The organism is Roseibium sp. MB-4 (assembly GCF_053005265.1).
The window spans coordinates 452,078-463,924 of sequence record NZ_JBRKQB010000003.1 but is presented as its reverse complement, the minus strand read 5'-3'; the positions used below and the strand labels follow the sequence as shown (position 1 = coordinate 463,924).

The 11,847-nt window shown below is 56.9% G+C and carries 11 protein-coding genes; 9 read left to right on the top strand and 2 right to left on the bottom strand.

Translation table 11 applies throughout. From position 1 onward, the window contains the following. The first annotated feature begins 140 nt into the window (after positions 1-140). A complete protein-coding gene (locus tag ACVDG4_RS18650) occupies positions 141-1,094 on the top strand; it encodes a class I SAM-dependent rRNA methyltransferase (protein ID WP_447236205.1) in 954 nt (317 codons plus the stop codon). 3 nt (positions 1,095-1,097) lie between these two features. Here ACVDG4_RS18650 and ACVDG4_RS18645 read toward each other — a convergent pair whose 3' ends face one another. Then, positions 1,098-4,253: an efflux RND transporter permease subunit gene (locus ACVDG4_RS18645; RefSeq protein WP_447236204.1), complete on the bottom strand. Its 3,156-nt coding sequence runs from the start codon at positions 4,251-4,253 to the stop codon at positions 1,098-1,100. A gap of 3 nt (positions 4,254-4,256) precedes the next feature. Further along, the gene (locus tag ACVDG4_RS18640; RefSeq protein ID WP_447236203.1) at positions 4,257-5,462 is read right to left on the bottom strand and encodes an efflux RND transporter periplasmic adaptor subunit; all 1,206 of its coding nucleotides are present in this window, start codon (positions 5,460-5,462) and stop codon (positions 4,257-4,259) included. A 157-nt stretch (positions 5,463-5,619) separates the two neighbouring features. Between ACVDG4_RS18640 and ACVDG4_RS18635 the strand changes: the two genes are divergently transcribed. The 8 genes from ACVDG4_RS18635 to ACVDG4_RS18600 all read left to right on the top strand — a co-directional run bounded on the left by ACVDG4_RS18635 (position 5,620) and on the right by ACVDG4_RS18600 (position 11,792). Beyond that, positions 5,620-6,234 carry a TetR/AcrR family transcriptional regulator gene (locus ACVDG4_RS18635; protein ID WP_447236202.1) on the top strand — a complete coding sequence of 205 codons (615 nt, stop codon included), beginning with the start codon at positions 5,620-5,622 and terminating at the stop codon, positions 6,232-6,234. A gap of 93 nt (positions 6,235-6,327) precedes the next feature. Further along, complete coding sequence (locus tag ACVDG4_RS18630) at positions 6,328-7,170, top strand: TrmH family RNA methyltransferase (RefSeq protein WP_447236201.1); 843 nt, start codon at positions 6,328-6,330, stop codon at positions 7,168-7,170. Next, the gene (locus ACVDG4_RS18625; RefSeq protein ID WP_447236200.1) at positions 7,170-8,030 is read left to right on the top strand and encodes an SDR family oxidoreductase; all 861 of its coding nucleotides are present in this window, start codon (positions 7,170-7,172) and stop codon (positions 8,028-8,030) included. The genes ACVDG4_RS18630 and ACVDG4_RS18625 overlap by 1 nt, the downstream gene beginning before the upstream one ends. Positions 8,031-8,110: 80 nt before the next feature. Beyond that, complete coding sequence (locus ACVDG4_RS18620; RefSeq protein WP_133948876.1) at positions 8,111-8,563, top strand: YtoQ family protein; 453 nt, start codon at positions 8,111-8,113, stop codon at positions 8,561-8,563. A gap of 271 nt (positions 8,564-8,834) precedes the next feature. Then, positions 8,835-9,035 carry a cold-shock protein gene (locus ACVDG4_RS18615; protein ID WP_008195161.1) on the top strand — a complete coding sequence of 67 codons (201 nt, stop codon included), beginning with the start codon at positions 8,835-8,837 and terminating at the stop codon, positions 9,033-9,035. 128 nt (positions 9,036-9,163) lie between these two features. Next, the gene (locus tag ACVDG4_RS18610) at positions 9,164-10,432 is read left to right on the top strand and encodes a TCR/Tet family MFS transporter (protein WP_447236199.1); all 1,269 of its coding nucleotides are present in this window, start codon (positions 9,164-9,166) and stop codon (positions 10,430-10,432) included. After that, a complete protein-coding gene (locus tag ACVDG4_RS18605) occupies positions 10,429-11,097 on the top strand; it encodes an alpha/beta hydrolase (RefSeq protein ID WP_447236198.1) in 669 nt (222 codons plus the stop codon). The genes ACVDG4_RS18610 and ACVDG4_RS18605 overlap by 4 nt, the downstream gene beginning before the upstream one ends. Before the next feature lie 104 nt (positions 11,098-11,201). Further along, the gene (locus ACVDG4_RS18600) at positions 11,202-11,792 is read left to right on the top strand and encodes a hypothetical protein (RefSeq protein WP_447236197.1); all 591 of its coding nucleotides are present in this window, start codon (positions 11,202-11,204) and stop codon (positions 11,790-11,792) included. Positions 11,793-11,847 lie beyond the last annotated feature (55 nt).

The window sequence follows — 11,847 nt, the reverse complement described above, 5'->3', positions numbered from 1 at the left end:
CAGTTCCATGAAAATCAAAAAAGGCGGGCGTGCACGGCACCCCGCCTTTTTCTTTGCCTGGCTCTTGCCAAAGTTGACCTGGAAGCGGCATGGCACTAAGGCGTGATCCGACCCATTCGCGAATAATGAAAGAGACCACCGTGGCGGAAAAAACCGACGCGCCAGAATTTGCAAAACCCGGACAACCGCCCGTGCAGGCGTGGCCCGTGATCCTTGAGACCCCTGGCTGGAAGGACTACCGCCTTCTGGACATGGGCGAGGGTCAAAAACTGGAACGCTACGGACGCTACACGATCGTTCGGCCGGAACCCCAGGCCATGGGCCGCCGCCGCCTGAAGAACGCTGCTTGGGACCGCGCCAATGCGGTCTTCTCAGGTGACACGGACGAGGAAGGGCCCGGCCGCTGGAAATACTCCGGCAACGTCTCGGAAACCTGGCCGATGTCCTACGGACCGGTCACCTACAATGGCCGGTTCATGTCGTTCCGCCACGTTGGCGTTTTTCCGGAACAGGCCGCGCATTGGGATTGGGTCAACTCCAGGATCCGGGCCGAGAAGAAGAAAAACCCTGAGAAGCCGCTGAAGATCCTCAATCTCTTCGGCTATACCGGCTTGGCATCGCTCCTACCAGCGACCGAAGGCGCACAAGTCACGCATGTCGACGCCTCCAAGAAAGCCATCGGCTATGCCCGGGAAAACCAGACCCTATCCGGACTGGAAGATCTCCCGATCCGATGGATCTGCGAAGATGCCTCCAAATTTGTTGCCCGTGAGGTTCGCCGTGGCAACACCTACGACGGCATCATTCTGGACCCGCCAAAGTATGGGCGCGGTCCAAAGGGCGAAGTCTGGGACATCTACACCAGCCTGCCCGGCATGCTGAAAGACCTGCAGCAGCTGCTGGCGAAAGACGCTCTCTTCATGATCCTGACCGCTTACGCGATCCGCTCCAGCTTTGTCTCGATCCATGAGCTCATGGCCGAAACCTTGTCCCGGCAAGGCGGACGGCTGGAATCCGGTGAACTGGTCATCCGGGAAGAAGACGGCGCGCGGGCTCTTTCCACTTCTCTCTTCTCCCGCTGGAGCAGCCGCTAACGCCTACTCAGCTGCGAGTGCTATGGGGCGGTTGTCGTTCGACCAATCCGTGCCGTCATCCTGAATTGGGGCCTCTTCGGCTTCCATCTTGCTCTTTTGTGCGTAGACCAACGCGAACATGGGCGGCGCGAAGTAGAACGAGATCACAGTCGACAGCAACACGCCGCCGGCGATCGACATGGCGAACGGCGGCCAGAACCCGCCTCCGGCCAGGATCAACGGCAGAAATCCGCCGAAGGTCGTGAGCGTTGTGGAGATGATATGCCGACCCGACCCCATTACCACATCGACCATCGCCTCCCGATCACCGTCCACCGCCCGGCTGTTTTGCTGGAGACCGGTCAGGATGATGATGGCTGCGTTGATGGACACGCCGATTGAGCCGATCACACCGATGATGGCGTTGATGCCGAACGGGTACTGGAAGATCGCCAACGCCAGAATGCTGAGGCCCGCCGACAGCCCAGACACGACCAGCGTGACAGCGGACAATCGGAACGAGTTGAAGGTCAAAACGATCGCGGCGATCGACAATGGCACGATCAATCCAAGCGAGCCGATCAGATTGTTCAACGTGTCAGAACGCGCATCGGAGTCGCCGCCGGTTTCGATACGGTAGCCGTCCGGCATTGCGAAGCCGGCAAGGTCCATCTCGTTTTGGAGCTTCTTCAGGGCTTCTTCCGGCAAAACACCATATTGGACGAATGCCTGAACCGTGTTGGTGCGTTCTCCATTCCGGCGATTGATTTCACCCTCAGAGGGCTCCAGACGAATATCCGTGATCGCAGACAACGGCACCCCGTCATAACCAGCTGTTCCGGCGGCTCCGATCGCGGGCAACAACGGCAGGCTCGCAATGTCAGACAAGTCGCTGCGGGCAGCATCGCCGATCCGGACACGCACCGGCAGTTCTTCTGTGCCTTCAATCAGACTGCCCCCGACAGCCCCTTCCAGGGTTGCCTCGAGTTGACGGGCAACATCCGCCAGGCTCAGCCCGACAAGCCGTGCCTTGTCCTCATCGACGGAAAATTTCAGTTGCGGTGCGCCGCTTTCCAGCGTTGTCCTCACAACGGTCACTTCCTCGATGCCGGAAGCAAGTTGGCGCAAGGCATCCCCGCGTTCGCGCAAGACGTCCAAAGACGGGCCGACTAGGCGCAACTCGACCGGCGCATCCACCGGCGGCCCCTGAACAAGATCCCGCACAAGAATACGCGCGTTCGGATACCGGGCGGTCAGTTCGCCTTGCAGCCGCGGCACCAGATCTGCTGTCGTATCCGGTGAACTGGTGGTAACAAGTGCCTGAGCGAAAGCCGGAGCGCGGTCCTGGTTGCCGACAATGTTGTAGTAGAAGGCCGGAGCGCTCTTCCCCGCAACCCAAACCACTTTTTCGATGCCCTCCTGATCGGACAGGAACCCATCCATGGCACACACCACCTCGGATGTTTCGGCAATCGCAGTACCGTCAGAAAGTTCCACTTCAATATGGAACTGATCCCGGTCTACGCCCGGGAAAAACTGTGCAGTCAGAGTTGGCATGCTCATGAAACCGATCACGGGCAAGACCAGTGCAAAGGCAACCGAACTTGCCGGGTTTCTCATGGCGAGCTGCAGCGAAAACCGGAAGGGTACGGACACCAATTTACCGGATTGGAAAGAGCGCCTTTGGGGCTGGGAGTTGGTTTCGGGCAGCAGCCATCCGGCAATTGCCGCCGTCAAGGTCACGGCAACCAGGAACGACCAGACAAGCATGATGATCACGGCGATTGCAATCGCCCCGACAAAGTCACCAGCTGGTCCCGGCAGCAGAACCATGGGCAAGAAGGACAGGGCCGTGGTTGCAGTCGATGCCAGCAGTGGTGCAAATAGGCGGCGGACGGCTTTGCGCACGGCCTCACGCCGTTCTTCTCCGCGCGCCAGAGCCTGACCGATTTCATCGGTCATGACGATACCGGCATCAACCAATAGGCCGAGAGCCACGATCAGTCCGGTAAGCGACATCTGGTGGAGCGGCAGACCGATCATGCTCATTGTTGCAAAGGACGCCAGAGTGACAACGGGCAGCACCATTGCAACGATCAGCGCCGAACGCAGCCCCATCGTGACAAGCAGCACGCCAATCACCAAGGCCATACCGATGGCTATGTTGGCGCCAACATCTGTCAGACGGTCGATCGTGTAGCGGCTTTGATCGAACACGAGTTGATGCTGGATTGAATGCGGCATATCCGTTTCAAAGGCAGCAATCCGGTCACGAACACGGGTCATCCAGGTGTCCACCTGAAGGCCATTCGCAATCTTCGCAGCAACGAGTATTGCCGGACGCCCTCCTGAGAAGGCGAGCTCTTCAGCGGGTTGGCGGATGCCCTTCGTGACGGTGGCAACATCGCCAACGCGGGTCACCAGACCATTGCTTGCAGTTGTCACAGGGATGGCGCGGATCCGGTCAATCGCGGCAATTTCTCCAGACACCTCGATCAGAAATTCGCGGTCCGGACTGCGGAGGCGGCCTGCACGGACCTTGGCATCGGCGTTTTGTATGGCAGAGGCGACCTGATCCACAGTCAGAGATAAGGAAATGAGCGTTGCCGGATCTATGCGAACCAGAATCTCTTCTTCCAGCTCGCCGAAAATCTCGACGGACTTTGTGCCGGGCACATTCCGGAGTGTATCAGACAAAACCTCGGCATAGCGAAGCATGACTGCCTGAGAAACCGAGTCATGCTCGGGAACAAGTGCGCTGATAGATGCGAAAGCACCAGCACCGTCAGTGCTGAACTCCGGCTCCAGAACACCTTGGGGAAATTCGCGCGTGGCGTCACCGATCTTGTCCCGGATCTCCGACCAAGCCTGTTCAATCACGTCTTCAGTCAACGTGTCGAGCAGCTCGATCTGAATAATCGAAATCGAGGAGGCCGACGTCGATTCAATAACATCAATCTCTTCAACTTCACGGAGCTCTTCCTCGATCTTTTCCGTGACCAAAGCCTCGACACGCCCCGGATCAGCGCCTGGGTAGACGGTCGTGACCGTTGCAAAAAGGTTGGTGATCGTCGGATCTTCCTGCCGACCAATGCCTATCAGGGCCGTCGCCCCGGCTGCCAAGATCACAAGAAGCGTCAGGACCACCAAGCGGGGTTGGCGAAAGAATAGCGTTTCCATGCCTCAGCCTCCCGCCTTCGCAAGGTCTACAGCTTGACCAACGACAACCCGGTGAACGCCATCCCGAACAATCAGGCGGTCTGGCGTCAAGGTCCCGCGGACAAACGCCCGCCCCTCTTCCGCATGCAGGACTTCCACCGCTTCCCGCACCACAACGTATGCCGGGCTGGGCTCAGCGCTATCCACATCCTCGGCAACAGTCAGCACAGTCCAGAGGCCACGCGGACCTTCCTTTAATGCCGAAACCGGAATCCAGGTGCCTTCCGTCTCCACGCGCTCAACAACTGACAGTTCCGCCAATCGTCCAAAAGCGGGTGTTGCTTCCGGTGTATCGAGTTCAAACAAGGTCTCGATTGTCCGGGTGCGGGTTTGGAGGTCTGGACGAAGCGCTGCCAAGCCGGCCTTAAACGTCCGGCCCGAGATCTGGACGTCATAGCTGTGCGACTGATCCAGCCGGTCGACCACCTCCGGCGACAAACCGATGCGGACCGTTGGCCGTGAACTCTCCAGCAACCGCAGAACGGGCGTTGCCGGAGACGCTGTTGCTCCGTCGTCCAAAAGGCGCTCTCCAACCCGGCCCGAAAACGGCGCTTTCAAAACCGCCTTATCAAGATTTATATCGATGTTATCGATCGCAGCATCGATCTGCGCGATCGTGGCGTCCAAACGGCTGAGGCTCAGGCGGGCTTCGTCGAGTACCTGCGCACTGACATGACCATTGTCCTTCAGCAGCTGACGGCGGTTTAACGTCAGCGAGGCCAGTTCCCGATCACTTTCAGCCGCTTGACGATTGGCGACCTGGCGCCGGCGATCCGCCTCTAGTGTCCGTGTGTCGAGAACAGCAATGACGTCGCCTTCCTCGACCAGGTCACCCTCATCGACCCGAACCTCTTGAACTGTTCCGGAGAGCTCGAAGGCCAGGTCCGTGCTGCGTGCGGGTTCAAGCCTGCCCACAAAACTGCGCTCGACATCATAGCCGGTCTCCCAATCCGGTGTGAATACATCCACAACGGCCAGGGGCGAGGGTTCAACGGATGGCTTTTCTTCTGCACGCATCTGGATGGTGGTGACCCCGATCATCACCGCAGCGGCGGCAAGACCGACATTGATGGAAAAGGTCGCCGTACTCAGCGCCATTCTGCCAAAACGCCGGAGCCTGCTTTTGCTGCCGGTCGTCTTTGGCGCTGGGGTCTGATAATCCTTCGACATGGCACATTCTCACCTTGTCCGCTGGCTGCCGGTGCGATTTCGGGGAGCATCGTCTTCCCAATGTAAGCAGCACTAACTATGTTACCGTTGCTAACATATGTTAGCGGAACTAACTTCGGCAAGAGACACAACAAGAAAAAATTCGGAAACGCCTTACATGGCCAAAACAGAAATTCATAAAAAAGCGGGCTACCACCATGGTGATTTGCGCGGTGAATTGATCGCTGCAGCACGCCAACTTATTGAAGAACATGGCCCGGATGGGTTTTCCATGTCGGATGCCTGCCGTCTTGCCGGTGTGAGCACGGCGGCGCCTTACCGGCATTTTTCATCCAAACAAGATCTTTTGAGCGAGATCGCAAAAGACGGCCTTAGTCGCCTTGGAATCGATATGGAAGCCCGAGCCTCCAAGCAGGCGCGCGGCACTGTTCAGTCGATTGCCGCGATGGGGCGCGCCTATGTTGCGTTCGCAAGACGCGAGCCGCACACGTTCCGGCTCATGTTCAGCACAATGTCTCATCATGACCGAATTGATGAGCTTAAGCAGGTTGGCCGCGGATCCTACGGTGTCCTGCTCCGAGAGGTCGCAAACTATCTGGGCGAGCCGGGTATAAACGAGACGGTACTCCGCACATCCTTCCCATTGTGGACACAAGTCCACGGGCTATCGTTCTTGGCGATCGACGGCAAACTGGATGTGACGGAGTTTCCGGTCGACATTGAAGACTCTATTCTGATCGCGACAGAACGTCTGCTTCCATCGGTGCCGTAGGTCGCTTCTTGACCCGGTCGGTCGCGGGGACTAATCCAATCCAAACTGTCTTTAGAATTCAGCTGGCTCAAGAAGAGCCCTTGGAGCTCCCGCATGCCGCAGACCGGCAAACCTCAAAAAATCGGCGCGGTCAAACAGATCACGAGCCATTCGAATCCGATCGTTAAGGAAATCAAAGGGCTTGTAGCCCAGCGCAAGCACCGCACCCAGTCCGGCCTGTTTGTCGCCGAGGGACTCAAATTGGCGACTGATGCCATGGCTGCCGGCTGGGGTATCCGCTACCTCGCCCTTGGCCCAGAGGCGCGCGACAACCCGGTTGCCCAAAAAACCGCGGCGACGGCCAAGGCACGCGGCGCACTCATCCTTGAAGTCTCGACCGCAGTCATGAGCGCCATGACCCGCAAGGACAATCCCCAGATGGTTGTGGGTGTTTACGAGCAAAACATCATCAGCGCCCGGGACATTGATCCGCAAGGCACCACAGTCTGGGTCGCGCTGGATCGGGTAAGGGATCCTGGAAATCTCGGTACAATCATCCGGACGGTGGATGCAGTCGGCGGCAGTGGCGTGATGTTGGTTGGCGATTGCACGGATCCGTTTGCCGTCGAAGCCGTCCGCGCCACGATGGGGTCGCTGTTCCATGTGCCCCTTGCAAAGATGACAAAGGACGAGTTCAAGGCGCTTGCAAAAGACTGGCCGGGAACCGTAGCTGCGACGCATTTGAAAGGGTCGGTCGACTACCGCACGCCGGACTACAAACAACCGGCCCTGCTCGTCATGGGAAACGAGCAGAAGGGGCTGGGGGACGATATGGCCGAGGCCTGCCGGACCTTGATCCGGATCCCGCAAGTGGGGGAAGCCGACAGTCTGAACCTTGCTGTTGCCACCGGCATCTCGCTTTATGAAATCCGCCGCAGTCATTTGGAGCTGTCGTGATGCGCCTGTTTGTTTTTGGTGTCGGGTATTCTTCAAAAGCGATTATCGAAGAAGTGCGGGATCGCTTTGATTGGATCGGTGGCACGACACGGTCTGCGGAAAAGGCCCGCGCTCTCCGCGAAAACGGTATAGAACCGTTTATCTTCGATGGCGAAACTCCTGGCGACGGGATTGCGGACGCGCTTTCAACCGCAACCCACGTGCTTGTGTCCATCGCCCCGAATGAGGCCGGCGACCCGGTTCTCAACCGACACGGCGCGGATATTGCCGCAGCCTCTCCGAAATGGGTCGGCTACCTGTCGACTGTCGGCGTTTATGGAAACCACGACGGGGCTTGGGTGGATGAAACCACCGTTTGCAAACCGGTCTCCAAACGCTCGGTCCAACGCGTCGCCGCTGAAGAAGCCTGGCTTTCTTTCGCTGAGCAGAACTCAGTACCTGTTCAGATTTTTAGGTTGTCCGGAATATACGGACCAGGCCGCAACACGTTCGAGAACTTCAAAAAGGGCCGTGCCCGGCGCTTGATCAAGCCCGGTCAGGTGTTCAACCGTATCCATGTTGCGGACATTGCAGGCGCGGTTTCAATTGCCATGCAGTCGCCAAAGACACGCGTTTTCAATGTCACGGATGACCAGCCTGCGCCGCCGCAAGATGTTGTGACATACGCTGCTGAACTTTTGGGTGTGACACCACCGCCGGAAGTAGCCTTCGAAACAGCGGACCTCACACCAATGGCCCGGTCATTTTATGGTGAGAACAAACGGGTTTCGAACCAACGCGTCAAAGACGAACTCGGCTATACCTTCCGCTACCCGGATTATCGGATTGCCTTAAACACTCTTGTCCAGAACTATGGTTGACACCTGCCAACCGGTTTTCCAGTTTCTGGCCAACGGATGCGGCACACTGCCCGCATCCCTCGACCCAGAAAGGCAAGAACATGAGTGAATGGCGCGTTTATCTCTCCGGTGAGATTCACACCGACTGGCGCGAACAGATCGTTAGCGCAACGGAGGCCGCCGGTTTGCCGGTCAGTTTTTCTGCACCGGTCACCAACCACGAGGCCAGCGACGATTGCGGCGCAGCGATTCTCGGCGGCGAAGACAAGAAGTTCTGGTACGATCACAAAGGCGCGAAGGTGAATGCCATCCGCACCCGGACACTGATCGAAAAAGCCGATATCGTCGTTGTCCGGTTCGGCGACAAGTACAAGCAATGGAATGCAGCCTTCGATGCCGGCTACGCTTCAGCCCTTGGTAAGTCATTGATCATACTTCACGATCCGTCCTTGACCCATCCACTGAAGGAAGTTGATGCTGCAGCTCTTGCTGTCGCGGAAACCCCGGACCAGATCGTCAAAATCCTCAACTACGTCATCAACGCAGAACTCTAAGTTCAACCGCCCAATCTTGTATTTAACGATTGAGCAACCATATTAAGTCAGTCTAAGTGGTCTGAGTTCATACGAAGACTGCTCAGACCGGCTGTAGTTTTTGGTTTTCGGCCGCTTGTATTTTCTTCCTAATTGGAACAAGCGCCAGACAAGCCTCCCGCTGCAGACTTGTATTTTAGTATTACAATAAAGAACTGTCATCAAAGCTTTGAAATGCTGCGCTAGACAAGCGCGCTGATGCTTTGATGCAAGAAATTGGAAAGAAGACTCCATGCTACATGGAAACGTAAAATGGTTTGATAAGGGCCGCGGTGTCGGCACGATCGAACCCGAAGACGGGGACGACATCCTCGTTGACATCACGGCTTTGCGCCGGTCCGGCATCGACTCGCTGAAGGAAGGCCAACTCGTGGCATTCGATCTTGAGTGGCGCCGTGGCCAGATGGTCGCCGAAGACCTCAAAGTCCTGTAAGGCCAATCGGCACTTGTGGTATGGAAGGGCGGTTTCACCGCCCTTTTTTGTTGGCCAATCCCCAGAAACACTCTTGCCTGAAACTGGTTTTGCGCGTTTCCTTCAAGTCGTATTGAAGGAACAATTCTTTGCCCGGCCGCCCGAAGCGATCCAACGCGCTTATCTTCATCTTCATTACCTTGACCATCAATGCGATGGGCATCGGTCTCATGATGCCGGTGATGCCGAGCTTATTGACCGAACTCACCAGCCTGCCTGTCGGTGAAGCTGCGTTGTGGGGTGGATGGCTGAGTGTCGTCTTTGCCTTGATGCAGTTTTTATTCGGTCCAACGCTTGGCAGTCTGTCAGACAGGTTCGGACGCCGGCCCGTTTTGCTTATCTCTACGTTGACGGTGGCGGCAGATTATCTCCTGATTGCTCTGTCCTGGAACCTTGCGGTGCTGTTCATTGCTCGAATCATCTCCGGGATTGCCGGTGCCACCTACTCTGCGGGAGCGGCTTACATTGCAGATATCTCGGAGAAGGAAGACCGAGCGAAGAATTTCGGCCTTCTTGGTGCGGCTTTTGGCGTCGGCTTTGTGCTGGGACCGGTCATTGGAGGACTGCTCGGGGAGTATGGATCCCGAGCCCCGTTCTACGCCGGTGCTGCATTATCCTTCGTCAACTTCCTCTTTGGCTATTTTGTGCTGCCAGAAACACTGAAACTGGAAAACCGTCGCGCCTTCAATTGGAAGCGCGCCAATCCATTCGGCGCCTTAAAACACATCTCTTCCAACAAGGAGGTGCGTGTGCTCCTGTTGGCGCTACTTCTGTTTGACATTGCCCACTACGTTTATCCGGCTGTCTGGAGCTATTTCACTGCAGAAGTCTTTGCCTGGACCCCAGCAGATATCGGCTTGTCCCTTGCCGTAGTCGGGTTCGGTTACGCAATCGTGCAAGGATATCTGATCCGCGTTCTGGACCGCCGGATCGGGATCGGCGCCATTCTCATGATTGGCCTCACATGCAACCTGATTGCGTTTATTGCTCTTTCCGTCGCTGAAAGCGGCTGGGTCGCTTATGCGTTTATTGGATTTGCTGTTATGGGCGCGCTTGCGACACCTGCCTTTACCGGCTTGATGTCCAACCGGGTTCCCGACAACGCGCAAGGCGAACTGCAGGGTCTGATCGCGAGTGCAGCCGGGCTTGCCATGATAATCAGCCCCTTTGTCATGACACAGAGCTTTTCCTTTTTTACGAGGGACGGGACAGACCTTTACTTCCCAGGCATCCCGTTTGTGATTGCCGCAGTGCTGATCTCATTATCTGGCTTAATCGCACTCCCGTTCCTCAAAAATCAACGGATCGCCTTAGCAAACACGCAAACGGCCCCTTCGCAAACGCCGGTGAAAGAATGACCTCGTCTGCGTTCAACCCGTCGCTTGACGGGCCTCGTCTTGCACCGCTCTCCGGAGGCGCTGCAGAACAACTGGTCGTCATCCTCCATGGTTATGGCGCTGACGGCACCGACCTGATAGATCTCGGCCGGGCTTGGCAACAGGCTCTTCCCGACGCAGCTTTCGTTGCGCCCAATGCTCCTGAGCCCTTGCCATTTGAAGCCTTTGGAGGGCGGCAGTGGTTTGCCCTGGAAGAGCGGACACCGCGGGAGTACGAAATCGGTGCGGAGGCGGCTCAACCAGTGCTCGACCGGTTCCTCGATGCAGAATTAAACTCTGTGGGGCTCAACGATGCAGCTCTTGCATTGGTTGGGTTCAGTCAGGGAGCCATGATGACGTTTCAAGCGGGCCTGCGCCGAAAAACGCCGCCCGCCTGCCTTATGGCCTATTCAGGTCTTTTGCCGGAAACTGCGACGCTCCCGATCCTCCCAGCACCTCCTCCAACCCTAATCGTGCATGGCGCAGATGATGACGTCGTTCCTGCCTATCATCTGGAAGTCGCACGAACCGCACTAGTGCAGGCTGGTGTAACAGTCCAAGCGCATTGCCTGAATGATTTGGGACATGGCATTGACGAGCGCGGGCTCATATTAGGGCGCCAATTTCTTGAAAAGGCATTCCTCTAACCGTCACATGAGCCCCGGCAATTGGTTAATGGCTTCTTAACGGTTTTGGTCCAGTCTCCTAATGAAGTGTCTCCTTGTTAACTGGGGACTATCCGGAGCGCGTCATGCAAATCTCTATTGAAACCACAACACAAAGCACCAGCCTGTTGTCCGCGTCGTTTCAAGACTCCGGAAACCCATCTGCAAAGCCGGAGGCTGAAGACGGAAAGCCAGGTCAACCGCCCAAGGACACCGCCGTCAGCCTATTGGAGGCTGCCTCACAAAAGGCAGAAGAAGACGCGGTTGTGATTGCAGCCCTTCGTGAAGCCGTTGAAGACGGCAAAGAGGGCGACGAAGACGATAAAGACGGCGCACTGGCGACCATTGAAGATTATCAGAAAACGGCTGGTCAGTTGAAATCGGCACTCGGCGAAGATGGCAGTGTCTCCAGTGCTTCCCTCGCCTATGAAAGCGCGACAATCTCGACAACAACGATTGAAGCCGAGATCGACGGTGAAACCCTCTCTGCTCAGTTTGTCTCGTTCGAACGGGTATCATTCAATTCCGAGACCGGGCTCTCGGTGCGCTCTGCAAACGCTTCCACGATTGAAGGCGATTTTGACAACGGATCCTTCAGCTACCAGAGCGCCGCAGTCAGCGAGCTCTACGCTGGTACAGGGTCACAGATTTCCAATCTCGCCGGTCTGACCGCTTAATACCAAAGACACCGAGCAAAGCGCCCAGGGCACCAACGCGCCCTGAGCTGAAACA

Excerpts from the sequence above, each read along its gene's own strand:
- ACVDG4_RS18645 (WP_447236204.1), bottom strand. The coding sequence starts at position 4,253 with ATGGAAACGCTATTCTTTCGCCAACCCCGCTTGGTGGTCCTGACGCTT.
- ACVDG4_RS18640 (WP_447236203.1), bottom strand. The coding sequence starts at position 5,462 with ATGTCGAAGGATTATCAGACCCCAGCGCCAAAGACGACCGGCAGCAAA.
- ACVDG4_RS18635 (WP_447236202.1), top strand. The coding sequence starts at position 5,620 with ATGGCCAAAACAGAAATTCATAAAAAAGCGGGCTACCACCATGGTGAT.
- ACVDG4_RS18630 (WP_447236201.1), top strand. The coding sequence starts at position 6,328 with ATGCCGCAGACCGGCAAACCTCAAAAAATCGGCGCGGTCAAACAGATC.
- ACVDG4_RS18625 (WP_447236200.1), top strand. The coding sequence starts at position 7,170 with ATGCGCCTGTTTGTTTTTGGTGTCGGGTATTCTTCAAAAGCGATTATC.
- ACVDG4_RS18620 (WP_133948876.1), top strand. The coding sequence starts at position 8,111 with ATGAGTGAATGGCGCGTTTATCTCTCCGGTGAGATTCACACCGACTGG.
- ACVDG4_RS18615 (WP_008195161.1), top strand. The coding sequence starts at position 8,835 with ATGCTACATGGAAACGTAAAATGGTTTGATAAGGGCCGCGGTGTCGGC.
- ACVDG4_RS18605 (WP_447236198.1), top strand. The coding sequence starts at position 10,429 with ATGACCTCGTCTGCGTTCAACCCGTCGCTTGACGGGCCTCGTCTTGCA.
- ACVDG4_RS18600 (WP_447236197.1), top strand. The coding sequence starts at position 11,202 with ATGCAAATCTCTATTGAAACCACAACACAAAGCACCAGCCTGTTGTCC.